The 23239-nt window shown below is 64.3% G+C and carries 24 protein-coding genes and 1 pseudogene; 7 read left to right on the top strand and 18 right to left on the bottom strand.

The genetic code is table 11. From position 1 onward, the window contains the following. Positions 1 to 259: 259 nt before the first annotated feature. Together aroE and hemF are read right to left on the bottom strand one after the other, a co-directional pair. On the bottom strand, positions 260 to 1084 hold the full coding sequence (gene aroE, locus K2O50_RS00605; protein WP_050703161.1) for a shikimate dehydrogenase: 825 nt from the start codon (positions 1082 to 1084) through the stop codon (positions 260 to 262). Positions 1085 to 1109: 25 nt separating this feature from the next. Next, a complete protein-coding gene (gene hemF, locus K2O50_RS00610; protein ID WP_050703160.1) occupies positions 1110 to 2021 on the bottom strand; it encodes an oxygen-dependent coproporphyrinogen oxidase in 912 nt (303 codons plus the stop codon). Positions 2022 to 2153: 132 nt separating this feature from the next. On the opposite strand from hemF, the gene K2O50_RS00615 reads away from it, so the two are divergent. Then, positions 2154 to 3131: an NADPH:quinone reductase gene (locus tag K2O50_RS00615; RefSeq protein ID WP_050703159.1), complete on the top strand. Its 978-nt coding sequence runs from the start codon at positions 2154 to 2156 to the stop codon at positions 3129 to 3131. An 81-nt stretch (positions 3132 to 3212) separates the two neighbouring features. Here the strand turns inward: K2O50_RS00615 and K2O50_RS00620 are convergent, their stop codons facing one another. The 4 genes from K2O50_RS00620 to K2O50_RS00635 form a co-directional block, all read right to left on the bottom strand. Continuing rightward, complete coding sequence (locus K2O50_RS00620; RefSeq protein WP_082337593.1) at positions 3213 to 3518, bottom strand: Txe/YoeB family addiction module toxin; 306 nt, start codon at positions 3516 to 3518, stop codon at positions 3213 to 3215. After that, on the bottom strand, positions 3484 to 3768 hold the full coding sequence (locus K2O50_RS00625) for a type II toxin-antitoxin system Phd/YefM family antitoxin (protein WP_046853585.1): 285 nt from the start codon (positions 3766 to 3768) through the stop codon (positions 3484 to 3486). Before K2O50_RS00625 ends, K2O50_RS00620 begins: the two co-directional genes overlap by 35 nt. A gap of 279 nt (positions 3769 to 4047) precedes the next feature. Further along, the gene (locus tag K2O50_RS00630) at positions 4048 to 4359 is read right to left on the bottom strand and encodes a hypothetical protein (RefSeq protein ID WP_050703158.1); all 312 of its coding nucleotides are present in this window, start codon (positions 4357 to 4359) and stop codon (positions 4048 to 4050) included. A gap of 431 nt (positions 4360 to 4790) precedes the next feature. Beyond that, positions 4791 to 5057, bottom strand: a complete 267-nt coding sequence (locus tag K2O50_RS00635) for a hypothetical protein (RefSeq protein WP_256205946.1) — start codon at positions 5055 to 5057, stop codon at positions 4791 to 4793. 56 nt (positions 5058 to 5113) lie between these two features. On the opposite strand from K2O50_RS00635, the gene K2O50_RS00640 reads away from it, so the two are divergent. Together K2O50_RS00640 and K2O50_RS00645 are read left to right on the top strand one after the other, a co-directional pair. Further along, complete coding sequence (locus K2O50_RS00640) at positions 5114 to 6310, top strand: IS256 family transposase (RefSeq protein ID WP_016391483.1); 1197 nt, start codon at positions 5114 to 5116, stop codon at positions 6308 to 6310. A gap of 684 nt (positions 6311 to 6994) precedes the next feature. Continuing rightward, the gene (locus K2O50_RS00645; protein WP_050703243.1) at positions 6995 to 7273 is read left to right on the top strand and encodes a HigA family addiction module antitoxin; all 279 of its coding nucleotides are present in this window, start codon (positions 6995 to 6997) and stop codon (positions 7271 to 7273) included. 3 nt (positions 7274 to 7276) lie between these two features. Here K2O50_RS00645 and K2O50_RS00650 read toward each other — a convergent pair whose 3' ends face one another. The 4 genes from K2O50_RS00650 to K2O50_RS00665 all read right to left on the bottom strand — a co-directional run bounded on the left by K2O50_RS00650 (position 7277) and on the right by K2O50_RS00665 (position 12235). Further along, on the bottom strand, positions 7277 to 9064 hold the full coding sequence (locus K2O50_RS00650; protein ID WP_050703244.1) for a monovalent cation:proton antiporter-2 (CPA2) family protein: 1788 nt from the start codon (positions 9062 to 9064) through the stop codon (positions 7277 to 7279). A 231-nt stretch (positions 9065 to 9295) separates the two neighbouring features. Then, complete coding sequence (locus K2O50_RS00655) at positions 9296 to 10312, bottom strand: alpha/beta hydrolase (RefSeq protein WP_050703245.1); 1017 nt, start codon at positions 10310 to 10312, stop codon at positions 9296 to 9298. Between the two features lie 31 nt (positions 10313 to 10343). Then, positions 10344 to 10595 carry a DUF2790 domain-containing protein gene (locus K2O50_RS00660; protein WP_050703246.1) on the bottom strand — a complete coding sequence of 84 codons (252 nt, stop codon included), beginning with the start codon at positions 10593 to 10595 and terminating at the stop codon, positions 10344 to 10346. A gap of 152 nt (positions 10596 to 10747) precedes the next feature. Continuing rightward, on the bottom strand, positions 10748 to 12235 hold the full coding sequence (locus tag K2O50_RS00665; protein ID WP_220689960.1) for a YifB family Mg chelatase-like AAA ATPase: 1488 nt from the start codon (positions 12233 to 12235) through the stop codon (positions 10748 to 10750). 591 nt (positions 12236 to 12826) lie between these two features. Between K2O50_RS00665 and K2O50_RS00670 the strand changes: the two genes are divergently transcribed. After that, positions 12827 to 13093, top strand: a complete 267-nt coding sequence (locus tag K2O50_RS00670; RefSeq protein WP_050703261.1) for a type II toxin-antitoxin system RelB/DinJ family antitoxin — start codon at positions 12827 to 12829, stop codon at positions 13091 to 13093. A gap of 39 nt (positions 13094 to 13132) precedes the next feature. Here K2O50_RS00670 and K2O50_RS00675 read toward each other — a convergent pair whose 3' ends face one another. The 5 genes and pseudogenes from K2O50_RS00675 to K2O50_RS00695 all read right to left on the bottom strand — a co-directional run bounded on the left by K2O50_RS00675 (position 13133) and on the right by K2O50_RS00695 (position 17875). After that, the gene (locus K2O50_RS00675; protein WP_050703262.1) at positions 13133 to 13513 is read right to left on the bottom strand and encodes a DUF2493 domain-containing protein; all 381 of its coding nucleotides are present in this window, start codon (positions 13511 to 13513) and stop codon (positions 13133 to 13135) included. A gap of 10 nt (positions 13514 to 13523) precedes the next feature. Further along, a complete protein-coding gene (gene mgtA / locus K2O50_RS00680) occupies positions 13524 to 16235 on the bottom strand; it encodes a magnesium-translocating P-type ATPase (RefSeq protein WP_050703263.1) in 2712 nt (903 codons plus the stop codon). A gap of 822 nt (positions 16236 to 17057) precedes the next feature. Beyond that, a pseudogene (locus tag K2O50_RS00685) lies at positions 17058 to 17228 on the bottom strand (molybdopterin-binding protein); the annotation flags it as partial. 26 nt (positions 17229 to 17254) lie between these two features. Further along, positions 17255 to 17608 (bottom strand): gamma-glutamylcyclotransferase family protein, encoded by a 354-nt coding sequence (locus K2O50_RS00690; RefSeq protein ID WP_050703264.1) that lies wholly within the window; start codon positions 17606 to 17608, stop codon positions 17255 to 17257. Positions 17609 to 17611: 3 nt separating this feature from the next. Continuing rightward, positions 17612 to 17875, bottom strand: coding sequence for an accessory factor UbiK family protein (locus K2O50_RS00695; RefSeq protein WP_050703265.1), 264 nt, complete (start codon positions 17873 to 17875; stop codon positions 17612 to 17614). A gap of 406 nt (positions 17876 to 18281) precedes the next feature. On the opposite strand from K2O50_RS00695, the gene glnK reads away from it, so the two are divergent. The 3 genes from glnK to sutA all read left to right on the top strand — a co-directional run bounded on the left by glnK (position 18282) and on the right by sutA (position 20762). Then, positions 18282 to 18620 (top strand): P-II family nitrogen regulator, encoded by a 339-nt coding sequence (gene glnK, locus K2O50_RS00700; RefSeq protein ID WP_002555808.1) that lies wholly within the window; start codon positions 18282 to 18284, stop codon positions 18618 to 18620. 47 nt (positions 18621 to 18667) lie between these two features. Continuing rightward, positions 18668 to 20002, top strand: a complete 1335-nt coding sequence (locus tag K2O50_RS00705; protein WP_050703266.1) for an ammonium transporter — start codon at positions 18668 to 18670, stop codon at positions 20000 to 20002. A 430-nt stretch (positions 20003 to 20432) separates the two neighbouring features. Next, complete coding sequence (gene sutA / locus K2O50_RS00710; RefSeq protein WP_023632536.1) at positions 20433 to 20762, top strand: transcriptional regulator SutA; 330 nt, start codon at positions 20433 to 20435, stop codon at positions 20760 to 20762. Positions 20763 to 20936: 174 nt separating this feature from the next. Here sutA and K2O50_RS00715 read toward each other — a convergent pair whose 3' ends face one another. From K2O50_RS00715 to K2O50_RS00725, 3 genes are read right to left on the bottom strand one after another with little or no spacing between them, the layout of a single operon-like run. After that, positions 20937 to 21632: an HAD family hydrolase gene (locus tag K2O50_RS00715; RefSeq protein ID WP_046853674.1), complete on the bottom strand. Its 696-nt coding sequence runs from the start codon at positions 21630 to 21632 to the stop codon at positions 20937 to 20939. Next, complete coding sequence (gene xerC, locus K2O50_RS00720; RefSeq protein ID WP_050703267.1) at positions 21629 to 22528, bottom strand: tyrosine recombinase XerC; 900 nt, start codon at positions 22526 to 22528, stop codon at positions 21629 to 21631. Before xerC ends, K2O50_RS00715 begins: the two co-directional genes overlap by 4 nt. Then, entirely contained in the window at positions 22528 to 23238 is a 711-nt protein-coding gene (locus K2O50_RS00725) for a DUF484 family protein (RefSeq protein ID WP_050703268.1), read from the bottom strand. Before K2O50_RS00725 ends, xerC begins: the two co-directional genes overlap by 1 nt. Between the last annotated feature and the right edge of the window lies 1 nt (position 23239).

The following is a 23239-nucleotide window of genomic DNA, read 5'->3' on the forward strand; positions in this document are numbered from 1 at the left end:
CGCTCATTCACTGCGGAGCACGCCATGAGTAGTTGCGTTCATCTCGCACTGGCACTCGTGCCATTACTAGCCGCTCCAAGCAGCAGCGCTGTGGACAACTGCTGGAGCGTTACAGATGCACAGGCACGTATCGCCCGGCTGGAAAGCGATATGACAGCGCGCGATCCCTACACCGGCATAACGCAATCCGCAGCAAAACTCGCTCACTACCAACAGCAGGTCGAACTGGAGCGCCAATTCATCCGACAGAGCTCCGACGTCAACTGCGCGCCAGTTGACGACGTAGCTCATCCAACACAGGCGCCGTGTCCGGACGCACCCCCCGCCAGATAAAGAACGCCTCGGCCGCCTGCTCGGCCAGCATCCCCAGTCCATCCAGCACCTTGGCCGCACCCAGCTTGGTGGCCCACAGGCAGAACGGCGTCGGCTCCTTGCCATACATCATGTCGTAGCAGACGGTGCGCCCCGCCTCGACCAGGCTGTCGGCAATCGGCGGCAGTTCGCCAGACAAGCTCGCAGAAGTAGCGTTGATGATCACGTCCACCGGCTCCTGCAACCAACTGAAACCACTGGCCACCACCGGCCCCAGCTCATCGAACTCCCGCGCCAGCTGCTCGGCTTTCTCGACGGTACGGTTGGCGATCACCAGCGATTGCGGCTTGTGCGCCAGGATCGGCTCAAGCACACCCCGAACAGCACCGCCAGCGCCAAGGATAAGGATGCGCTTGCCAGCCAAGGTCACCCCGGCGTTCACCGTAAGGTCACGCACCAGCCCGGCGCCGTCGGTGTTGTCGCCTTGCAAGGTACCGTCGGCCAGCTTGGTCAGGGTGTTCACCGCGCCAGCACGTTGCGCACGCGGGGTGAGGCTGTCGCACAGACGATAAGCCTCTTCCTTGAATGGCACGGTGACGTTGGCGCCGCTACCTTGCTTGAAGAAGCCTGTGGCGCAGTCGCTGAACTCGTCCAGAGGCGCCAGCAGGGTGGCGTACTCCAGGTCCTGGCCGGTCTGGTCGGCGAACAGGCGGTGGATCAGCGGCGACTTGCTATGGCCGATGGGGTTGCCGAATACGACGTACTGGTCCATGGGAGCTCCTCGGTTATCCACAGGCTTACTGGGCGAGCCAGTCGCGGTCCTGCAGGAAGTATTCGGTCAGGCGCGCTTCTTCGCTGCCCGGCTCGGCTTTCCAATCGTAGCCCCAACGCACCTGCGGCGGCAGCGACATCAGGATCGACTCGGTACGACCGCCCGACTGCAAACCGAACAGCGTGCCACGGTCGTAGACCAGGTTGAACTCGACGTAGCGGCCACGGCGGTATTCCTGGAATTCACGCTGCTTGGCAGTGTACGGCGTGTCCTTACGGCGCTGGATGATCGGCAGGTAGGCATCGACGTAGGCGTCGCCGATGGCGCGCATGAAGGCGAAGCAGGTGTCGAAGTCCCACTCGTTCAGATCGTCGAAGAACAGGCCGCCGATGCCGCGCGGCTCGCCGCGGTGCTTGAGGTGGAAGTAGCGGTCGCACCAGGCCTTGTAGCGCGGGTAGACGTCGGCGCCGAAAGGCGCGCAGGCCTGCTCGGCGACGCGGTGCCAGTGCACGCAGTCTTCATCAAAGCCGTAGTACGGGGTCAGGTCGAAGCCGCCGCCGAACCACCATACCGCCTCTTCACCTTCCTTCTCGGCGATGAAAAAGCGCACGTTGGCGTGGGAAGTCGGTACGTGCGGGTTGTGCGGGTGGATCACCAGCGACACGCCCAGGGCCTCGAAGCCACGGCCCGCCAGCTCCGGGCGGTGGGCACTGGCCGACGGCGGCAGGCCGGCGCCGAACACGTGGGAGAAGTTCACCCCGCCTTTCTCGATCACCTTGCCCTCGCCGATCACCCGCGTGCGACCGCCGCCACCGGCATCGCGCACCCAGGCATCCTCGACGAAGCGGGCGCCGCCGTCTTCGGTTTCGAGGGCAGAGCAGATGCGGTCTTGCAGGTCGAGCAGGTAGGCTTTTACGGCCTCGGTGCGGCTGGTCATCGGGTCACCTGGAAGGAGCGGGAAAATTCGCCGCGTAGCATACCACCGGCCGACGCCGCGTCGCAGTTGACGGCGGTCAAGCAAAGGCGTCCGATAGAAGGCCTTTGCGACCCTCGACGACAGGAGTGTGTGATGGCCAAGCGTATCCAGTTCAGCCAGCATGGCGGCCCGGAAGTCCTGCAGCTGGTGGAGTTCGACCCGGCACCGCCCGGCCCGCAGCACGTGCGGGTGCGTAACCATGCAATCGGCTTGAATTTCATCGACACCTATTTCCGCAGCGGGCTGTATGCGCCGCCTGCACTGCCTTCCGGGCTGGGTACCGAAGCGGCCGGTGTGGTCGAGGCGGTGGGCGAGGGCGTCAGCCGGATCAAGGTCGGCGACCGCGTGGCCTATGCCGGTGGGCCGCTGGGGGCCTACAGCGAGGTGCATACGCTGCCGGAGGCCAACCTGGTGAAGCTGCCGGAGGCGATCAGCTTCGAACAGGCGGCGGCGGTGATGCTCAAGGGGCTGACCACGCAGTATTTGCTCAAGCAGACCTATGCCCTGCAGCCGGGGGACTTCGTGCTGTTCCATGCCGCCGCCGGTGGTGTGGGCTCGCTGGCGTGCCAGTGGGCCAAGGCCCTGGGCGCGAAGCTGATCGGTACCGTCAGCTCTGCTGAGAAAGCCGAACGGGCCAAGGCCCTCGGTGCCTGGGCGACCATCGACTACAGCCATGAAGACGTGGCCAAGCGCGTGCTGGAGCTGACAGACGGTCAAAAGTGCGCGGTGGTGTATGACGGCGTGGGGGCGGATACCTGGTTGACCTCGCTGGATTGCCTGAGGCCGCGAGGGTTGATGGTGAGCTTCGGCAATGCCTCCGGCGCGGTAACCGGGGTCAACTTGGGGATCCTGTCGCAGAAGGGGTCGTTGTATGTCACCCGGCCGACGCTGGGGAGCTACGCCAACAATGCCGAGAACACCCAGGCCATGGCCGATGATCTGTTCGCGATGATCGCCAGCGGCAAGCTGGTTGTGGATATCCAGCAGCGGTATCCGTTGAGTGAGGCGGCCAAGGCGCAGGCGGAGTTGTCGGCCCGGCGGACCGTTGGCTCGACTGTGCTTCTGCCTTGATGGCTCTATCGCGGGGCAAGCCCGCTCCCACGCCATATCAGAGACCCGCGTGGGAGTGGGCTTGCCCAGCGATGCGATTTCTCAGTCGTAGTGGAACCGACATTGAAGTACAGTCAACTGGCCACCTTCATAGAAGTAGACCAGACGGTGCTCTCGGGTGATGCGACGAGACCAGAACCCGGAAAGATCGCCCTTGAGCGGCTCAGGTTTACCAGTCCCTTTGAAGGGTGTACGGCAGCACTCGCGGATCAGCACATTGACCGTCTCGAAGATCGCCGAATCAGCTTCCCGCCAGTGGTGATAGTCTTCCCATCCCTCGGCAGTGAACGCAACGCTCACGGAATTCCGAGCCTCAGTCTTGTTGCGTTGCTTTGACTTCATGTTCATCGATGATCAGCTCTTGAGTAACTGGCTGACCCGACCGCAGCTGCTCGACTGATGAACGCAAGCGCCTTGCGTTGGCAGAAGACCCTAGCAAGTAAAGGGTCTCCTGCATGCCGTTGTAATCCTCCAGGGACAGCATGACCACCGGCTCGCCACGTTGGCGCGTGATGATCGCCGGCTCGTGGTCGCGGCATACGTCATCCATCGTTTGCTTCAGGTCGGCGCGAGCTTGGCTAAAAGTCAGTACATGCATTTGTCCAATCCTTCCCGGATTACAAAGGAGAGCTGAGCGAACATTGTACAAAGCTGTGTACAAATCTCAACGACCCGCCGTCGGCGTCTTCATCACTCGGGATGGAGTGCTGCGCAAAGCAAAGGGAGATTACCGGCCCAAACCTTCAGCGGGAACGTGATTGGATCGGTGTGACACGTAGGGTATTTCCCAGTTTCTATTTCATCGCGGGGCAAGTCCTCTCCCATGCCATGACCAGAGATCGGCGTGGGAGCGTGCTTGCCCCGCGATTGCGTCAGTTCAGCCGGTGGGCTTCTTCGCCGCTGGCGCCGACTCGATGCCATCGAGCATCGCCTCCACCAACCCCTCCGCCATTTCCAGCGAATGCAGGCTCGACCAATACATGCCTCGTCCCTCATCGCGTAGGTGGTCGAGGGCCTTGATGCCGGTGTCATAGGCACAGCGCAGGTAGAGCGCGACGTGTACCAGGGCGTCGTGGGCTTCGATGTTGGGGTTTACAGTGAAGAGTGGAGGGTGGCCGGCGTCGCAGCGGCCGAAGGGGTGGGTTGTGGTATTTGGGAGTGGTGGATCGGGAACAAGCTTTCTAGTCATGGGAATTCGCTCCTTAAAAAACCACCGGCCCCGCTACCACGCGAATTGGGTGGCGACTGTACGCGAGGTGGTAGACCCGGGCGATTCCCAAACCAGGCAGGCTCGAAAGCCTCCCACGCACAGCCGCCATGGACTGACATGGGGAATCGAATACCCGGGCTACCACACCCGATCGCCAAGTTATTCGGCGACGGTTTGGAGCCTAGAGGCAAGCGTTCCCACTGAGAAGGTAATGGCAGTCGACAGACTGCGTAGGATATTTCTCTGAATGCGAGATGGGCAGCCTTGGGAGGAAAAATCAGAAAGTCCTGAGGGTGCAGAGAATCCCTGTGGGAGCGACACGCGGGGGGTAGGGCCTCGCTTGACCGTGCCGGCTCTGAGGCGTAGCCTTTCTCCCTGAGGTTGTGCTGGTGCGCCGGTTGAGTTTCAAGTTATCCGGGCGAGTGCATCCTTACCCTTTGGCCGCTTAAGCGGCCATTATTTTTGGGCTTGTTTCTATCGCCTTTAGGCACGATGGAATAGAGCTCCGCCTTGGGCTTGCGGGCCGTCAGTTCAAAAATCGCCTCATCATAGATTTCATTGCCATAGCCATCATTTCGGCCAATCGTGCTGCGAAGAGCAGTCATGTGGATCGTGTCCCAGGAAGTGGTGTAACTGAACCAGCCGAAGGCGCCCTGCGGGCGAAAGAGGATGGTCATCGTGGTTCTTGGCTAACGTTGAGTTTGCGGACTTAACCTTCACCAGAGAAACCACGATGACCAAGCCCACTATCGCATTGACCGAGTTGGTTGAGAAAGGGGCAGACGCTGATCTGCTCAAGCAAATGATCCAGTTCGTTGCCCAGCGCATGATGGAGTTCGATGTCGAAGGCCTGTGCGGCGCCGGCTTCGATGTCAAAAGCCCAGACCGGACAAACAGCCGCAATGGCTACCGTGATCGCCTCTGGCAAACCCGCGCCGGTGACGTTGACCTGAAGATCCCGAAGCTGCGCCAGGGCAGCTACTTTCCTGGCTTTCTCGAGCCTCGACGTACCGCCGAGAAGGCCATGGCAGCGGTGATCCAAGAAGCTTACATTCAGGGCGTTTCAACGCGTTCGGTGGACGAGCTGGTCAAGGCCATGGGCATGACCGGCATCTCCAAAAGCCAAGTGTCACGGCTGGCTGGTGAGATCGATGAGCGCGTTCACGCCTTCCTTGACCGACCGCTTGAAGGCGACTGGCCCTATCTCTGGATAGATGCCACCTACGTCAAAGTGCGGGAGGCCGGGCGCATCGTCTCGGTCGCCGTAATAATCGCTGTGGCCGTGAACACCGATGGTGGCCGTGAAGTCCTGGGCATGCGTGTTGGCCCATCAGAAGCCGAGCCGTTCTGGACGGACTTCCTGCGAAGCCTGATGCGGCGTGGCTTACGTGGAGTGAAGTTGGTCATCTCCGATGCCCACGAGGGGCTCAAGGCGGCTGTCTCCAAGGTCTTCAACGCGACCTGGCAGCGCTGCCGCGTGCATTTCATGCGTAACGCCATGGCCCATGTCGGCAAGGGTCAGCGCACCATGGTGGCAGCGCTTCTGCGCACGGTTTTCGCCCAGGACAGCCGTGCCGAATGTCATCAGCAGTGGCGCCTGGTCGCCGATCAGTTGCGCGAAAAGTACCCCAAGATCGCGACGCTCATGGACGGCTGCGAGGATGAAGTGCTGGCGCACATGGCGTTTCCAAAAGCGCACCGTCAGCAGTTGCACAGCACCAATCCACTGGAACGGCTCAACGCTGAAATCAAACGTCGCACCGACGTCGTGGGCATCTTTCCCAACGACCCTGCAATCACACGGCTGGTAGGCGCGATGCTGCTGGAGCAGAACGACGAGTGGTGCCTGCAACGGCGGTATATGCAGTTGGAGGCCTTCGAGGCAGTCAGCGATAATCCACAGGCCAAGCTGTCGGCCGTGATCAACTAAACGGCAAACTCAGTGGTCAAGGCCATGATGAGTTACACCACTTCCCGGGACACGATCGTCGTACGCGGGGTGGAAACCGGTTAGAGGTCAACCCGGCAGGCCAGAAGGCCTCCCGCGCACAACTGCCATTGAAGGCAATAACCCTAACCGGATTTCCACGTCCGATCGCTGAACCGACAGCGACCCGGTCAGCCTAGAGGGCATGATTTCCCCGGACAATCAGAAGGGGATCGACAGACTTTGTAGGGTATTTCTTGGGCTGCAGGCTGCCCAGTAGGAAAGGTTTTCAGAACACGTAGGACTTGGCTGAGTTCAGCAGATTCGAGCGTTTTTTGAACACGTTCATTCGAGTTTGTCGGAAGCTTCTCGATTGATCTGCACTGCCGCTGTTGTATGGTTTCAGGCGAGCGCGAAACCAGTTGCTATCCAGTGGCGAGAACTGGCGTAGGAACCCCGTTGGTGGCTGGATCATCAGCGTAGGGTGAGACCTCGATCTGCCGTTTGAACTGGGGGCCGCTTTGCGGCCCTTTCGCGACACAAGGCCGCTCCCACAGGGATCGCGACCTCCTGTGGGAGCAACTGTCTTGCTCATGCCCCTCGATCTGGCGCGATCGCTGTGGGAGCGGCCTTGTGTCGCGAAAGGGCTGCGTAGCAGCCCCAAGATTTCAAGACGAAGTGACAACTATGCACAACCCACCCCACCCCGGCGAAGCCCTGCGCGAAGACGTCCTGCCCGCCATCGGCATGAACGTCTCCTCCCTGGCCCGCCACCTTGGCTATTCACGTGGTCAGTTATCCACAGTGCTCAACGGCCATGCAGCCATTTCAGCCGACCTGGCCTATCGCCTCGAACTGGCCGGTCTTGGCAGTGCTCGGCAGTATCTGGCCGAGCAGGCGGCTTACGACCTGTGGCAGGCCGCGCACCGCGAGCATCCACCCATCGAGCGGCTGGCGTTCGTCTGAGCGTCAATCCTCATCCGACGCAAACAACCGCTCCAGCTCCACCCGCGCCTCCTTGGCCGTCTGCATCACCTTGGCCCGGTCGTCGCGCACATGCCCCTGGGCCTCCAGCACCTGCTCGTCATGCTCGGTGAAGCGGGCGATGCGATCCGCCGCCTGCGCTTCCGTCAGCCCCAGCCCGACCAGCGCCCGGCGGCTCATCTCCAGACTGGAATGGTAAGTCTCGCGAATCGGCTCGGCGCCCACGTCCACCAGCTTGTGCACATGCTGGCGGTTGCGCGCCCGGGCGATGACCTTCAGGTGCGGGTACAGGCGCTTGACCCGCTCCGCGGTGCGGGTCGCGGCCTCGGGGTCGTCGATGGTGATGATCACGTACTCGGCTTCGGCGACCTTGGCCGCATGCAACACCTCGGTGCGCGACGGATCGCCGTAGAACACCGGCACCTGCTCGAACATGCGGGTCATCTCGATGGTGTCCACCGAGGTTTCCAGGGCGACGAAGGGGATCTTCTGCGCCCGCAGGATGCGCGCCACGATCTGACCCATGCGGCCCATGCCGACGATCACCACCCGTGGCGTGCCGGCGTCGATCTGCGTGTACTGCTCGGGCACTTCCCGGGCGGGTTGCGGACGCTTGAGGGCGCGGGCGCAGCCAATCATCAGCAGCGGGGTGAGGGCCATCGACAGGGTGATGGTCATCAGCAGCAGGTCGTAGGTCAGGGTGTCGAACAGGCTCTGGTCCTTGCCCAGCTTGAACACCACGAAGGCAAATTCGCCTCCGGCGGCCAGCACCATGCCCAGGCGCAGGGCGCTGGCGCTGTTGAGGCCCCCGGCGATGCGGCCGACGCCGATCAGCAGCACCAGTTTCACCGCGATCAACAGCACGGTCATGCCCAGCAGCACCAGCGGCATCTCCAGCAGCAGACGCAGGTTGGCGCCCATGCCGACGCTGATGAAGAACAGCCCAAGAAGCAGGCCCTTGAACGGTTCGATCTGCGCTTCCAGTTCGTGGCGGTATTCGGAGTCGGCCAGCAACAGGCCGGCGAGGAAGGCGCCCAGGGCCATGGAAATACCGGCCTCCTCCATCAGCCAGGCAGTGCCGATCACCACCAGCAACGCGGTGGCGGTGGACACCTCCGGCAGGCCGGTGCGGGCAACGGTGCGAAACAGCGGGCGCAGCAGGTAGCGGCCGCCGACGATGACGATGGCAATGCTGGCGAATACCTTCAGGCCATGCTCGAAGCTGTCGCCTTGGCTGGTGTCCGGGCCGCTGGCGGCCAGCAGCGGCACCAGGGCGATCAGCGGGATCGCGGCGATGTCCTGGAACAGCAGGATGGCGAAGGCCAGGCGGCCGTGGGGCGCGTTGAGCTGCTTGCTCTCGGCCAGGCTCTGCAGGCCCAGGGCGGTGGACGACAGCGCCAGGCCCAGGCCGAGCACGATGGCCGCCGGCAGGCTTTGGCTGAAGCCGAACAGGGCGATGGCGCCGAGCGCCGCGCCGGTCAGGACCACCTGCGCGGTGCCGACGCCGAACACCGACTTGCGCATCAGCCACAGGCGCCGGGGCGACAGCTCCAGGCCAATGATGAACAGCAGCAGGACAACGCCCAGCTCGGAGATGTGCGCGACGCTCTCGGTGTCGCGGATCAGCCCCAGGGCCTGCGGGCCGATGGCCACGCCGGCCAGCAGGTAGCCGAGCACGGCGCCCAGTTGCAGGCGCTTGGCCAGGGGCACGGCGACCACGGCGGCGAGGAGGAAGATGACGGCGGTTTGTAGAAGGCTGCCTTCGTGTGGCATTGCTCGGACTCCTTGAACTGCGTGCGGCAGCGTTTGATGCAACAGCTTATGTCATCGATGAAAGAGGCGGGCATTTTCGGGTGAGATGGGAAACAGGACAATCCCGGGGTTACAGGAAGCAGCGTTCTGAAAGTGGGACCTTTGTTGGGCCCATCGCGGGGCAAGCCCGCTCCCACGCAAGGTATAAAACCTTCGTGGGAGCGGGCTTGCCCCGCGATGGTGATCGGCCACTTACTGCAGATGGGTTTTCAAGGCCTGTGCCGCCTGGTCCATGGCACTGCGCACACTGGGCACGCTGCTCAGCACGTTGAGCAGGCCGTAGTCATGGATCAGGCCGTTGTAGCGCACGGCGGTCACCGGTACCCCGGCGGCGTCCAGCTTGCGGGCATAGGCTTCGCCTTCGTCGCGCAGCACGTCCATCTCGGCGGTCTGCACCAGGGCCGGCGGCAGGCCTTTCAGCTGCTCGAGGCTGGCGCGCAGCGGCGAGGCGTGGATATCGTCGCGCTGGCGCGGGTCGGTGGTGTAGTTGTTCCAGAACCACTGCATCATGTTGCGGGTCAGGAAGTGGCCTTCGGCGAACTGGTTATACGACGCGTTGTTGAAGTTGGCGTCGGTCACCGGCCACAGCAGGGCCTGGAAGCGCAGCTTGGGCGTGCCGGCCTCCTTGGCCTTCAGTGCCACCACCGCGGCCATGTTGCCGCCGACGCTGTTGCCGGCCACCGCCAGGCGGCTGCCGTCCACGCCGATCTCCTTGCCGTGTTCGGCGACCCAGCGGGTGGCGGCATAGGCCTGGTTGATCGCGGTGGGGAACCTGGCTTCCGGCGATGGCGTGTAGTCGACGTAGACCGCCGCAGCACCGGAGCCCACCACCAGGTCACGGATCAGGCGTTCGTGGGTGGGGTAGTCGCCCAGCACCCAGCCGCCGCCGTGGAAGAACATGAACACTGGCAGTTCACCCTTGGCGCCTTCGGGCCGCACAACGCGGATCTCCAGCGGCTGGCCATCGGCCTGGATGGTCCGGCGTTCGACGCGGATCCCCGACAGGTCGACCTTCACCCCGGCCTGGGCACCGCTCAGCACCGCACGGGCATCCTTGGGCGCGAGGGTTTCAAGCGGCTTGCCGCCACCAGCGGCCAGGGCCTCGAGGAAGCCCTGGGTGGTGTGCTCGACGCCAGGGCTGCCAGCGGCGAAGGCGCTGTTCACGGCGAGGGCCAGCAGGCCGGCGGTCAGGGTATGGGACAGTTTCATGTTCTAGCTCCTTTAGGGTTCGAGCCGTGGCTCAGTTCTGGTTGGCGAGGACGGTGGGTTGCACGTAGCTCACGGCGCGCAGCTGGCCGCTGCTGTCGCGGTAGGTCAGGGTGGCGGTGCTGGCCTGGCCCTGGGCGCTGGAGGGTGCATCGATGCTGATGACCTTGGCGATGTCCAGTTCCATGCCGTAGCGGTACGGGGTGGCTTCGCTGGCGAAGCTGCCGGCGCTGGTGCCGAGGGCCAGGGTGGTGACGGTGAGGGCGAAGGCTTTGCGAAGGGTCATGATCGTTCTCCGGGTTTTGCTGAGTGGGGTTGGCGACTGCTTGCTGCTTGAGATGAATATTGCGCGCAAATATTTAGCGCGCAAAATATATTTCCGCTATGGCGCTGATTGAGTGCGTCTTGGCAAGCTTCTGTGGGAGCGGACGGGCAGCCTCAGGCGCTGGGTCGGTACTGCAATGCTTCCGCCAGGTGCGCCCTGGCGATGGATTGCGCGCCCTCCAGGTCCGCCAGCGTGCGGGCTACCTTCAGTAGCCGGTGCGCCGCCCGCAACGACAGCGTCAGCCGTTCGCAGGCCTGCTCCAGCCAGGCCTGGTCAACCGGTTCCAGCGGGCAATGCCGGCGCAGCCCCTTGAGGTCGAGGAAGGCGTTGGCGCAGCCCTGCCGACGCTGCTGCAGCGCCCGTGCCTCGGCCACTCTCTGGCCAACGCTGGCGCTGGTCTCGCCACTGGGCTGGTGGGTCAGCACGGTACTTTCCCGAGCCACCGTCAGGTGCAGGTCGATGCGGTCGAGCAGCGGGCCGGACAGCTTGTTGCGGTAGCGCTGGACCTGCTCGCTGCTGCACCGGCAGCGGCCGGTGGGGTCGCCCAGGTAGCCGCAGGGGCAGGGGTTCATGGCCGCCACCAGCTGGAAGCGCGCCGGAAAACGCACCCGGTCCTTGGCCCGGGCCACCACGATCTCGCCGGACTCCAGCGGCTCGCGCAGCACCTCCAGCACGCGCCGTTCGAACTCGGGTAGCTCGTCGAGAAACAGCACGCCGTGGTGCGCCAGGGTGATCTCACCGGGTTGCGGCCGGCTGCCACCGCCCACCAATGCCGGGCCGGATGCGGAATGATGGGGGTGACGAAAGGGTCTCTGCGGCCAGCTGTCGAGCGGTGCATGGCCACTGACCGAGCGGATCGCCGCCACCTCCAGCGCTTCACGCTCGTCCAGCGGCGGCAGCAGCCCGGGAAGACGACTGGCAAGCAAGGTTTTGCCGGTTCCCGGCGGGCCGGTGAACAACAGGTTATGCGCCCCGGCCGCGGCTACCAGCAGGGCGCGCTTGGCCGCGATCTGGCCCTGGACGTCGCTGAGATCCGGATAGGGGCGCTGTTCCAGCAGCAGGCCATTGGCCGCGTAGGGAGACAGCGCTGGCTGGCCGTTCAGGTGGGCCACCAGCTCGCGCAGGTGCCCCATCGCATACACCACCAGGCCGCTGGCCAGGCTGGCCTCCTCGGCATTCTCCCGCGGCACCACCAACGCTCGGCCCGCATCCCGGGCCGCCAATGCCGCAGGCAGCACGCCCTGTACCGGGCGCAAGGCGCCCGACAGGGCCAGCTCACCCAGGCATTCGATATCGTCGAGGGTGGCTACCGGCACCTGGCCATTGGCGGCGAGGATGCCCAGGGCGATGGCCAGGTCGTAGCGGCCTCCGTCCTTGGGCAGGTCGGCGGGGGCGAGGCTCTGGGTGATGCGTCGGGCCGGGTAGTCCAGGCCGGAGTTGACGATGGCGCTGCGTACCCGGTCCTTGCTCTCCTTGACCGTGGTTTCCGGCAGGCCGACCAGGGTAAGCGTGGGCAGGCCGTTGGCCAGGTGGGTTTCGACGCTGACAGCGGGGGCCTGCACGCCCACTTGGGCGCGGCTGTGGACGAGGGCGAGGGACATGGGCACTCCGTGTTTGCAGGTGATGGCCGCATCCTGCGGCCTGGCAAAGCTTAGTGGTGCTCCTGGGCGGGTGGACGAGAAGAGTGCGTCGAGGTTTTTCCGGGTCAGCCCGGCTTTCTGACTGTTGTATCTGGACAGGGCGAGGCTAAGGTCTAGAATGTGGTTACAACGTAGCTACAAAGTGCTTTAGTAGGCAGGGCTTTCAAGTGTTCTACGTTAGAGTTGCAGCGCCTATCAGATCGAGCGCCGCCCGCGCGGCGCATCGCGACGCAAGGCCGCTCCTACATTTGTTTCGGGCCAATCCCTCCTGGGCCATCACCTGGTCCGCCTTGTTTGCTCGACGCGGTTTCAGCATGGGCACCACTGACGCTCCACCTGTCTCAAGACATGCACCAAGGCGGGCAACCATGGCCTGACAGGTTCGGCACGTTGCAACAAATGTAGGAGCGGCCTTGCGTCGCGACGCGCCGCGCGGGCGGCGCTCGATCTCATAGGCGCTGCAAGGCATTCGGCGGACACCTGGAGGCCCTCACTCGGTCAATAGCCTCGCGCCCAAAGACCTTGAATGCGATGGTTTTAAGGAGGAATTTCATGGCCCACACCGAAGTCGTTCGCACGCGCATCGATAGCGAACTTAAGACCAACGCGACAAGAATCCTGGAGGAAATGGGCATCACCGTTTCCCAGGCCATCCGCATGATGCTGGTCCAGGTCGTACAGACCAAGGCGCTGCCGTTCGAAGTGAAGGCCTTGTCGTTGAATGATAGAGCCCTTCAGGTAATGGAAGCCCAGGACCGTGAGCGTACCGTGCAGACGCATGACAACGCCGAGGCGTTGTTCAAGGAACTGGGTATTTGAACCCAGGACCTACTCGAACAGGTAGTTGTGTGGGTCAGCCTAGTCCCCAAGACTGTGGACGCCTGCCGCCCGAGGCTGCCTGCCGCAGATCACCGGAATCCCCGAACCCCGCGCCCGTGCCAGCAGCTCCTCGGTGTCGTCGCCGCCCGGCAGCGCCAGCACCAGGTCGGGCCGGCTGTCACGCAGCATGAAGACGTTGCGCAGGCGCTCGGCCAGCTTGCCGTGCAGCTGCCAGTTGGGCGGGTAGCGCACGATGTCGGCGCCCTGTTCGCGGGCCCAGCCTTCGATCTCGCCACCCAGGTGCTGGCTGCCGCCGTGGATCAGCACCCGGATCGGTTGCTGGCGCTGGAGGGCGTCCAGCGCCTGGCGGCAGCGTTGGCTGTCGGCGTAGTTGCGCCCTGCGCAGATCAGTACGCGCATGCCCACCCCCTCAGAACCACTGGCCGAAGCGGCGGATGTACAGGGTCTTCATGCCCTGGGCCACCAGGCAGTAGCCCAGCAGGGTGGCGGCCAGCCACGGGAAGTATTCCCAAGGCAGCGGCACCAGCCCGACCATCGCCCCCAGCGGCGAGAACGGGATGTAGATGCCCAGGCACATCACCAGGCCTGTGGCCAGGATCACCGGCAGCGCCGCGGTGCTCTGGAAGAACGGCACCTTGCGGGTGCGCAGCATGTGCACCACCAGCGTTTGCGACAGCAGCCCCTCGATGAACCAGCCGGACTGGAACAGCGCCTGCATTTCCACGCTGTTGGCGGCGAACACGTACCACATCAGGGCGAAGGTGGTGATGTCGAAGATCGACGAAGTGGGGCCGATCCACAGCATGAAACGGCCGATGTTGCGGGCATCCCACTTGCGCGGCTCGCGCAGGAATTCCTTGTCCATGCGATCCCACGGCAGCGACAGCTGGGAGAAGTCGTACATCAGGTTCTGCAGCAGCAGGTGGATCGCCAGCATCGGCATGAACGGGATGAACGCGCTGGCCACCAGCACCGAGAACACGTTGCCGAAGTTGGAGCTGGCGGTCATGCACAGGTACTTCATGATGTTGCCGAAGGTTTCGCGGCCCTTGAGCACGCCTTCTTCCAGCACCATCAGGCTCTTTTCCAGGAGGATGATGTCGGCCGACTCCTTGGCGATGTCGGTGCCGCTGTCCACCGAGATGCCCACGTCGGCATCGCGCAGCGCCGGGGCGTCGTTGATGCCGTCGCCGAGGAAGCCCACGGTGTGGCCGTTGGCCTGCAGCGCCTTGAGCACCCGCGACTTCTGCAACGGGGTGAGCTTGGCGAACACCGTGCGCTCCTCGACCAGCGCCTTGAGCTGGGTGTCGTCCAGGCGCTCGATGTCCTGGCCGAGCAGCGGCTGGCCGGGTTCCAGCCCCACTTCGCGGCAGACCTTGCAGGTGACCACCGGGTTGTCGCCGGTCAGCACCTTGACCTTCACCCCCATCTCGCGCAGGGCGGCGATGGCCGGGCCGGCGGTTTCCTTGGGCGGGTCGAGGAAGGTCAGGAAGCCGCGGATCACCAGCTCGCGCTCGTCATCGGTGTGGTATTGGGGCTTGCCGGCGGCGGCCGGAATGTCGCGGGTGCCGACCAGCAGCACGCGAAAGCCTTCCTGGTTGTAGGCGCTGGCGGTGGCCAGCAGCTGCTGGCGTCGCCCGGCGTCCAGGGCGACCCGCTGGCCGCCTTCTTCCACATGGGTGGCGATGGCCAGCATTTCCTCGACGGCGCCCTTGCTCACCAGCAGGTGATCGCCCAGGGCATCCTTGACGATCACCGACAGGCGCCGGCGGACGAAGTCGAAGGGCAGCTCGTCGACCTTGGCGTAGGCGTAGGGAGGCTGGAAGCGCTGGTCTTCGCCGGCAAAGCGCAGCACGGCCTGGTCCATCAGGTTCTTCACGCCGCTCTGGTGGTGGCTGTTGAGCCAGGCCAGTTCCAGCAGGCGCGGGTCCTTGTGGCCGCTGGGGTCGACGTGGTGCTCGAGGATGATACGGTCCTGGGTCAGGGTGCCGGTCTTGTCGGTGCACAGCACGTCCATCGAACCGAAGTTCTGGATGGCGTTGAGGCGTTTGACCACCACCTTGCGCCGGGCCATGGCCACGGCGCCCTTGGCCAGGTTGGCGCTGACGATCATCGGCAGCATTTCCGGGGTCAGGCCCACGGCCACGGCCAGGGCGAACAGGAAGGCGTCGCTCCAGTCGCCCTTGACCACGCCGTTGAGCATGAACACCACCGGCACCATCACCAGCATGAAGCGGATCAACAGGCGGCTGACGCTGTTCACGCCACGGTCGAAGGCGGTCTGGCTGCGCGAGCCGACGATGGCCTTGGCCAGCGAACCGAAGTAGGTGCGCTTGCCGGTGGCCACCACCACGGCGCGGGCGCGGCCGCTGACCACGTTGGTGCCCATGAAGCCGATGTTGGGCAGATCCAGCAGGCCGCTTTCATCGTTGGCGCTGTCGGCGGCGGACTTCTGCGCGACATGGCCGAGGGTGTCGTACTTCTCCACCGGCAGCGCTTCGCCGGTCAGCACCGCCTGGCTGATGAACAGGTCGCGGGACTCGATCAGGCGGATATCGGCGGGGATCATGTCGCCAGCGGCCAGTTGCACGATATCGCCGGCCACCAGTTCGTTCATCGGCACTTCGCGCAGGCGCGCCGGCTGGTCATGGCGCTCGCGGCGCAGCACGGTGGCGGTGGTACGGACCATGGCCTTGAGCGCATCGGCGGCCTTGCCCGAGCGGTACTCCTGCCAGAAGCGCAGCAGGCTGCTGAGGCTGACCATGGTCATGATGATGATGACCTTGGTCAGGTCCGCTTCTTCCAGGTCGCCTGCGCGTACCGGCAGCCAGTAGTCGGTGACGAAGCTGATGCCGGCGAGGGTGAGCAGCACGTAGATGAAGGGGTTGTGCAGGGCCTTGAGCAGTTGCACGAGGGCCGGTTGCGGCTTGTCGTGGGCAACCTGGTTGGCGCCGTCGCGCTGCAGGCGCTTGGCGGCTTCGTGCTCGGTCAGGCCCAGCTCGCTGGCGTCGAGGTTGGCCAGGGTCACGGCCAAGCCGTTGCGTGCCTCGCGGGCGGCGCGCATGGAGAGGCGGGTATCTTCGCCTGCTTTGCTGCGGGTGTTGCGGTCTTTTACGGTCATTTGGCTGTGCTCCTGCCGCAGGAGGCGGCACGACACACAGTCGACTCACGGTGGGGAAGGTGAGTGAACGTGTCCCGTGTCGCAATGATTCAAACAATGAAAAACGTGGTTTTTCCGACGTTTACGTGTTCGCTGGCGAATGCCGGAAATTAGATCGGCAGCGAACTTTCGACTGGCTGTTTCCATGGTCGGTTAATTCCTTTGCTAAATAGCGGGCAATAGAACTCCAACGAACTTTAATTATTTAAAATTCGGAAGTTTCTGACGATTTATATGGCGTCGGTTCAGCGAACGGACAGCCTCGCGCGCGTCACTGCAGGCAGTAACGGGCGCGCTATCGACTGGGCGGTTCCAGGGACGAGGACAGGCCCCAGCCGAGGACAGGACGGTGCGGGGCCTTGTGCGCACAGGCGCGCAGGCGTGGGATGGCGATATCGAGGTTCATGAGCTTGCCTCCGACCGGGCGGGCACCCGGGGCGGCAAGCTACGGCGGAGCAACAGGCTCTGGCGCGGCTTGCCCGACCTAGGGGCGGGCCCGGAGTTCCGGTTCAAGTGCCTGGCGGCCAAAGGCCGCCAGACAGCGACTAGATACTGTGTCCATTGAATTCTTCGTGAGTTGAAATAAAGGCCCGCTTTTCGGGGCGGGTGAACTTTATGCAAAGCATAGCGGGGAAGTCAACCGGGAAGGCGTAACTTAAATATGTTTCATCTGCTGCAAGGTGAATTAATCCAGCGTGGTGCTCAAGTGCAATCGCGGGGCAAGCCCGCTCCCACGCTGGTCATGCTATCAACTCGGCGCTCTGTGCAACGCATCATCGGTTTTCAGGGTTTGGCGCCCAGGATGACGTGCGAGGCCTTGATCAGCGCGGTGGCCTTCACGCCCGGCTTCAGGCCGAGCTCCTGCACCGCTTCGCGAGTGACGATGGCATACACCTCGGTGCCGGTACCTTCGAAGACATTGCGCGCACTGACTTTCATGGGGAAGCACTCCGTGTGATCAATCACCACGCACGAGGCATTCAGGCGCGTACGTAAACCCAGGCGGTCAGCCCCGAGGCGAGGCCGACGGCGATACGCTTGTAGTCCGACACTTCGTAGCGGTCGGCGGCGGCCAGCTCTTGTTCGCTGATCTGGAAGACCATGCCGGCGACGCTGTCTTCGGCCCGCTCGCTGGGGGAGACGATGGGGTGGTGGCTCTTGCCGCTGGTGGCCAGCACTTGCGGGTCGGTGATCTGCACCCAGTCCCGGCGATAGCCCGGCATGCGGTCGGCCTGGCCGGTCAGTTCACGGCCGAAGTTGGCCAGTTGCACGGCCTTGTCCTGCAAGGTGCCGTAGGAGAACAGCAATACCGGGTAATCGCTGGACGGCTGCATGGCTTATTCCTGAGTAGGCGGGGCGATCCTTGCTTCCAGCTCGGCGAACTGCCGCTCGAGGGCTTCGAGGCGGGCGCGGGTGCGGGCCAGCACCACCATCTGGCTGTCGAACTCCTCGCGGCTGACCAGGTCGAGCTTGCTGAAGGCACCCTGCATCAGCACCTTGAACTGGCTTTCCAGTTCGGCGCGGGGCGCGGCGGTGTCACCGCTGAACAGGCGCGAGGCCTGGTCGCTCAGGGCATCGAGGAAGGCTTTGGGCGCGAGCATGTCTGGTATCCGCTGATCACTGAAAGGGCAGCAGTGTAGCACGGGGCTCCGGGCCACTTGCGTTGCACGCTTTTCGCGCAGGGCGGCCAAAGGTCGCGCACCGATTTTGTGCGCTTTTTCCCTGCTGGCGATTGGCCAATCCCTGCCGGTTCACGCAACTACCTGTTTTCCCGTGAATTGCGCCAACTGGCAAGGTTTCTGCAAAGACCTGACTGAGCCATGCACTGATGCAGTCCCTTGTGACCAGGCAGTGCGCAGGCGGAGCCGGAAGGTTCTTCGTCACAGCCGGATCGTGCGTCGGCGGGGAGGATGGAGCCGACGACGCGTTACAAAGCCAGGCGCTGCGCTTAGACTTGAGACGGGTTTGTTTTCCTGGGGCAAGTCCACCAAATCGGGAGAGAGTTTCATGAAGCTAGTCACTGCCATCATCAAGCCGTTCAAGCTGGACGACGTGCGCGAGTCGCTGTCGGAAATCGGCGTGCAGGGCATCACCGTGACCGAAGTCAAAGGCTTCGGCCGGCAGAAGGGTCACACCGAGCTGTATCGCGGCGCTGAATATGTGGTCGATTTCCTGCCCAAGGTGAAGATCGATGTCGCCATCGACGACAAGGACCTCGATCGGGTGATCGAAGCCATCACCAAGGCGGCCAACACCGGCAAGATCGGCGACGGCAAGATCTTCGTGGTCAATCTGGAGCAGGCGATCCGCATCCGTACCGGCGAGACCGATACCGACGCGATCTAAGCGCCAAACCAAGCCTCACCAAACCCAACGCCCCAGGAGAAAACAACATGACTCTGCGCAAGATCGCAGGGCTAGGAGCCCTATTGTCCCTCGTAATGCCAGGGCTGGCCCTGGCCGAGGAAACTGCCGCCCCCGTGCTGAACTCCGGCGACACCGCCTGGATGCTCACCTCGACGGCACTGGTCCTGTTCATGACCATCCCGGGCCTGGCCCTGTTCTACGGCGGCATGGTGCGCTCGAAGAACGTGCTGTCGGTGATGATGCAGTGTTTCGCCATCACCGGGTTGATCAGCATCCTGTGGGTCATCTACGGCTACAGCCTGGCTTTCGATACCGCCGGTATGGAAAAGGGCGTGCTCAACTTCAATTCCTTCATCGGTGGCTTCTCCAAGGCCTTCCTCAACGGCGTTACGCCGTCGGGCCTGACCTCGGCCGCCGCGCTGTTCCCCGAGGCGGTGTTCATCACCTTCCAGATGACCTTCGCCATCATCACCCCGGCGCTGATCGTCGGTGCGTTCGCCGAACGCATGAAGTTCTCGGCGATGCTGATCTTCATGGGCGTGTGGTTCACCCTGGTCTATGCGCCGATCGCGCACATGGTCTGGAGCGGTGACGGCGCGCTGATGTGGGACTGGGGCGTGCTGGACTTCGCCGGCGGCACCGTGGTGCACATCAACGCCGGTATCGCCGGCCTGGTCTGCTGCCTGGTGCTGGGCAAGCGCAAGGGCTACCCGACCACGCCGATGGCCCCGCACAACCTGGGCTACACCCTGATGGGCGCGGCCATGCTGTGGATCGGCTGGTTCGGCTTCAACGCAGGTTCCGCTGCCGCGGCCAACGGCACCGCCGGCATGGCCATGCTGGTGACCCAGATCGCCACCGCCGCCGCCGCCCTGGGCTGGATGTTCGCCGAGTGGATCTTCCACGGCAAGCCAAGCGCCCTGGGCATTGCTTCGGGCGTGGTCGCCGGCCTGGTCGCCATCACCCCGGCCGCCGGCACCGTCGGCCCGATGGGCGCCCTGGTGATCGGCTTGGTGTCCGGCGTGGTCTGCTACTTCTGTGCCACCAGCCTCAAGCGCAAGCTGGGCTACGACGACTCTCTGGACGCCTTCGGCGTGCACGGCATCGGCGGCATCATCGGCGCCCTGCTCACCGGCGTGTTCGCGGCGCCTGCCCTGGGCGGCTTCGGCGCGGTCACCGACATCGCCGCGCAGTTCTGGATCCAGGCCAAGGGCGTGATCTTCACCGTGGTCTACACCGCCATCGTCACCTACGTGATCCTCAAGGTCCTCGACCTGGTGATGGGGCTGCGGGTCAGCGAAGAAGAAGAGTCGGTCGGCCTCGACCTGGCTCAACACAACGAGCGCGGCTACAACCTGTAACCGCGATGCTGGAAAACTTGCCCGGTTCGCCGGGCATTTTTTTGCCTGTAATTTGCCGTTTGGCCTGGGGCAAACGGTTTCCCTGCGCTGATCGCGACCCGGGGTTAAAACTTACAAGCCATCGGGTGTTTCTGGTGCTTTGCTTTTTCTGCGAGCGCGCTAGAATGCGCGCCGAAGGAAGCTGGACGAGTAGTCCACACACTTCGCTACCCTTTGCTAGGCTTGCCAATAGCCTGTGGCCAGCAAGGGCTCAAAAATTTTGTCAGGCCTTGCCAGGAGCAGGGCCTGCAGGGTGCCGGGCCCCCCATGAGGGGGTGGACACCCAGGGCAGTGGCCAATCCACGGCCAGTTGAATTTTCACTGGTGGCTGCCGGTCTACGGCTGCACCGGTCTATAACTAACCTGCTTTTCGCAAGTCATGAGGTAGAACATGAGCGACGACGATCTGGAAAATGATGACCTCGAGGTAGGCGACGAAGACGAGGCTGATGACGGCCTTGAAGCGGCTGCTGACGACGGCGCGGAAGACGCCGGCGACGACGACAGCAGCCCGGCTCCGGCGGCCAAGGGCAAGTCCAAGGCGGCGGTCTCGGTAGACGAGATGCCGAGCATGGAAGCCAAGCAGAAAGAGCGCGATGCGCTGGCCAAGGCGATGGAAGAATTCCTGTCGCGCGGTGGCAAGGTGCAGGAAGTGGAGGCCAACGTGGTCGCCGATCCGCCCAAGAAGCCGGACAACAAGTACGGCAGCCGCCCTATCTGAGTGGCTGAACGCAAAAAAGCCCGCCGTCGCTGCGGGCTTTTTTGTGGGCGACTGTTAGTCAGACCAACGTGGGAGCGGGCTTGCCCCGCGATGGCGGTTTGGCGCTGATACCGCCATCGCGGGGCAAGCCCGCTCCCACGAACAACCTATTTGGCTGCAGAGTGCAAAGCCCGGTCAGCGCCAGCGCGCCAGCACGTCGGGCAACTGCGACAGCCGCTGGATCTCCGCATCCGGCGCCTGCTCGCCACTCCAGGGCTTGTGCTGTGGGTTGAACCACACCGCGCGCAAGCCGGCGCGCTGGGCGCCGGCGATGTCGTCGCCCGGGTGGTCGCCGACGTGCACCGCCGCCCCGGCGTCCACCTCGCCGCGCTTCAGCGCTTCGAGGAACGGTGCCGGGTCCGGTTTGCCGATGCCCAGGTCCTCGGCGCACAGGGCGAAGCGGAAGTAGTCCGCCAGCCCCAGGCGGCGCACGTCGGCATTGCCATTGGTGACCACGCCGAGGGTGTAGTGGTGGCGCAGGATCTCCAGCACCGGCTGTACCTCGGGGAACACCTCCACCTGGTGCCGGGCATGCAGGAACACCTCGAAGCCCTCGTTGGCCAGCTCCTGGGCGTGTTTCTCGCTGTAGCCGACTTCTTCCAGGGCGTGGAACAGCACCCGCCGGCGCAGGGCGCTGATGCGGTGCTTGAGGCCCGGTTCGGCCTGCACCAGGCGCTCGCGGATGGCGAACAGGTGCTCCACCGGCACGCCGCCGAGGATCGGCGCGTTGGCTTCGAGCCAGTCGCGCAGGACGACTTCGGCGCTGGCGATGACCGGCGCGGTGTCCCAGAGGGTGTCGTCCAGGTCGAAGGTGATCAGCTTGATGCTCATGAGTCCGTGTCCTTGCTGCGTTTGGCCCGAGGGTGGGCGCTGTCGTACACCGCGGCCAGGTGCTGGAAGTCCAGGTGGGTGTAGATCTGCGTGGTGCTGATGTCGGCGTGGCCGAGCATCTCCTGCACCGCGCGCAGGTCCTGGGACGACTCCAGCAGGTGGCTGGCGAAGGAATGGCGAAGCATGTGCGGGTGCAGGTGCTGGCCGAGCTCGCGCTCGCCGGCGGCCTTGACCCGCAGCTGGATGGCGCGGGGGCCGAGGCGCTTGCCCTGGCGGCTGAGGAACACCGCGCCGTCCCGTGGGCCGGCAATGCCACGCAGCTTGAGCCACGCCTGCAGCGCCTCACGGGCCTTGCGGCCGACCGGCAGCACGCGGCTCTTGCCGCCCTTGCCGTGCACCTGCACCAGCCCGGCGGCCAGGTCCAGGTGTTCGAGGTCGAGCCCGGTCAGTTCCGACAGGCGCAGGCCGGACGAGTAGAACAGTTCGAGGATCGCCTGGTCGCGGCGGGCGATGAATTCATCGTCGACGCCGCCATCGAGCAGTTGCAGGGCGCGGTCGGTGTCCAGCACCTTGGGCAGGCGCCGCTCACCTTTGGGCGGCGCCAGGCCGTTGGCCGGGTCGTGCTGGCAATGGCCTTCGCGGTTGAGGTAGCGGTACAGGCCGCGCACCGCCGAAAGCAGGCGCGCCAGGCTGCGCGAGGACTGGCCGTGGTGGTGCTGGCGGGCGACCAGCTGGCGCAGTTGCTGGACCTGCAGGGCGCCCCAGCCGGCGATACCCTGGGTGTTGCAGAATTCGATGACTTTCTCAAGGTCGCGACGGTAGGCCAGCAGGGTGTGCTCGGACACCTGGCGCTCGTTGCGCAGGTGAGCGCAATAAGCCTCCAGCTGGCGTTCCATCAGCGCACCGAGCGCAGCGTCTGGGTGAAGCGCGGCACCACGCGGCCGAGCACTTCGGCGATGTAGCTGAGGAACAGAGTGCCGACACTGCTCTTGTAGTGCTGCGGGTCGCGGCTGCCGATCGCCAGCACGCCGTGCAGGCCCTGGTACTCGAGGGTGGCCACGGCGCTGGAACCGACTTCCTTGTGCTGGGCATCGCCGAACAGGAAGGCCAGTTCATGCTCGCGCAGGCTGCCGCTGATGGTCTTGCCGCCGCCGATCAGCCCGCCGATGGCATGCTGCGCCTCGGCACCGGAAACCCAGCGGCCCACGGGCGCGGCGTTCTCGCCGAACAGGATCAGGCTGACGAAGGGCACCTGGAACTCCTGGCGCAGGCTGTCCTCGACCGCCATCACCACCTCTTCGAGGGTGCCGGCGTCGAGCAGGTCGAGGATCAGCCGGCGGGTCTTGTCGAACAGCCGGTCGTTGTCGCGGGCCACGTCCATCAGCTGCGACAGGCGATGGCGCATCTCGATGTTGCGGTCGCGCAGCAGCTTGAGCTGGCGCTCCACCAGCGACACGCTGTCGCCGCGCTGGTGGGGGATGCGCTGTTCGAGCAGCAGTTCGTCGTGCTCGGCGAAGAAGGTCGGGTGGGCGCGCAGGTACGCGACCACCGCTTCGGCATCGAGCTCACGGGCCTGCGGGGATGCAACGTTAGGCTGATCGGTCATG

This window comes from Pseudomonas sp. 2hn (assembly GCF_019646095.1).
In the GTDB taxonomy this organism is placed as follows: domain Bacteria; phylum Pseudomonadota; class Gammaproteobacteria; order Pseudomonadales; family Pseudomonadaceae; genus Aquipseudomonas; species Aquipseudomonas peradeniyensis.

What these genes read in the sequence shown, in the direction of transcription:
- aroE (WP_050703161.1), bottom strand. Translation starts at nt 1,084, where the DNA reads ATGGACCAGTACGTCGTATTCGGCAACCCCATCGGCCATAGCAAGTCG.
- hemF (WP_050703160.1), bottom strand. Translation starts at nt 2,021, where the DNA reads ATGACCAGCCGCACCGAGGCCGTAAAAGCCTACCTGCTCGACCTGCAA.
- K2O50_RS00615 (WP_050703159.1), top strand. Translation starts at nt 2,154, where the DNA reads ATGGCCAAGCGTATCCAGTTCAGCCAGCATGGCGGCCCGGAAGTCCTG.
- K2O50_RS00620 (WP_082337593.1), bottom strand. Translation starts at nt 3,518, where the DNA reads ATGAACATGAAGTCAAAGCAACGCAACAAGACTGAGGCTCGGAATTCC.
- K2O50_RS00625 (WP_046853585.1), bottom strand. Translation starts at nt 3,768, where the DNA reads ATGCATGTACTGACTTTTAGCCAAGCTCGCGCCGACCTGAAGCAAACG.
- K2O50_RS00630 (WP_050703158.1), bottom strand. Translation starts at nt 4,359, where the DNA reads ATGACTAGAAAGCTTGTTCCCGATCCACCACTCCCAAATACCACAACC.
- K2O50_RS00635 (WP_256205946.1), bottom strand. Translation starts at nt 5,057, where the DNA reads ATGACCATCCTCTTTCGCCCGCAGGGCGCCTTCGGCTGGTTCAGTTAC.
- K2O50_RS00640 (WP_016391483.1), top strand. Translation starts at nt 5,114, where the DNA reads ATGACCAAGCCCACTATCGCATTGACCGAGTTGGTTGAGAAAGGGGCA.
- K2O50_RS00645 (WP_050703243.1), top strand. Translation starts at nt 6,995, where the DNA reads ATGCACAACCCACCCCACCCCGGCGAAGCCCTGCGCGAAGACGTCCTG.
- K2O50_RS00650 (WP_050703244.1), bottom strand. Translation starts at nt 9,064, where the DNA reads ATGCCACACGAAGGCAGCCTTCTACAAACCGCCGTCATCTTCCTCCTC.
- K2O50_RS00655 (WP_050703245.1), bottom strand. Translation starts at nt 10,312, where the DNA reads ATGAAACTGTCCCATACCCTGACCGCCGGCCTGCTGGCCCTCGCCGTG.
- K2O50_RS00660 (WP_050703246.1), bottom strand. Translation starts at nt 10,595, where the DNA reads ATGACCCTTCGCAAAGCCTTCGCCCTCACCGTCACCACCCTGGCCCTC.
- K2O50_RS00665 (WP_220689960.1), bottom strand. Translation starts at nt 12,235, where the DNA reads ATGTCCCTCGCCCTCGTCCACAGCCGCGCCCAAGTGGGCGTGCAGGCC.
- K2O50_RS00670 (WP_050703261.1), top strand. Translation starts at nt 12,827, where the DNA reads ATGGCCCACACCGAAGTCGTTCGCACGCGCATCGATAGCGAACTTAAG.
- K2O50_RS00675 (WP_050703262.1), bottom strand. Translation starts at nt 13,513, where the DNA reads ATGCGCGTACTGATCTGCGCAGGGCGCAACTACGCCGACAGCCAACGC.
- mgtA (WP_050703263.1), bottom strand. Translation starts at nt 16,235, where the DNA reads ATGACCGTAAAAGACCGCAACACCCGCAGCAAAGCAGGCGAAGATACC.
- K2O50_RS00690 (WP_050703264.1), bottom strand. Translation starts at nt 17,608, where the DNA reads ATGCAGCCGTCCAGCGATTACCCGGTATTGCTGTTCTCCTACGGCACC.
- K2O50_RS00695 (WP_050703265.1), bottom strand. Translation starts at nt 17,875, where the DNA reads ATGCTCGCGCCCAAAGCCTTCCTCGATGCCCTGAGCGACCAGGCCTCG.
- glnK (WP_002555808.1), top strand. Translation starts at nt 18,282, where the DNA reads ATGAAGCTAGTCACTGCCATCATCAAGCCGTTCAAGCTGGACGACGTG.
- K2O50_RS00705 (WP_050703266.1), top strand. Translation starts at nt 18,668, where the DNA reads ATGACTCTGCGCAAGATCGCAGGGCTAGGAGCCCTATTGTCCCTCGTA.
- sutA (WP_023632536.1), top strand. Translation starts at nt 20,433, where the DNA reads ATGAGCGACGACGATCTGGAAAATGATGACCTCGAGGTAGGCGACGAA.
- K2O50_RS00715 (WP_046853674.1), bottom strand. Translation starts at nt 21,632, where the DNA reads ATGAGCATCAAGCTGATCACCTTCGACCTGGACGACACCCTCTGGGAC.
- xerC (WP_050703267.1), bottom strand. Translation starts at nt 22,528, where the DNA reads ATGGAACGCCAGCTGGAGGCTTATTGCGCTCACCTGCGCAACGAGCGC.
- K2O50_RS00725 (WP_050703268.1), bottom strand. Translation starts at nt 23,238, where the DNA reads ATGACCGATCAGCCTAACGTTGCATCCCCGCAGGCCCGTGAGCTCGAT.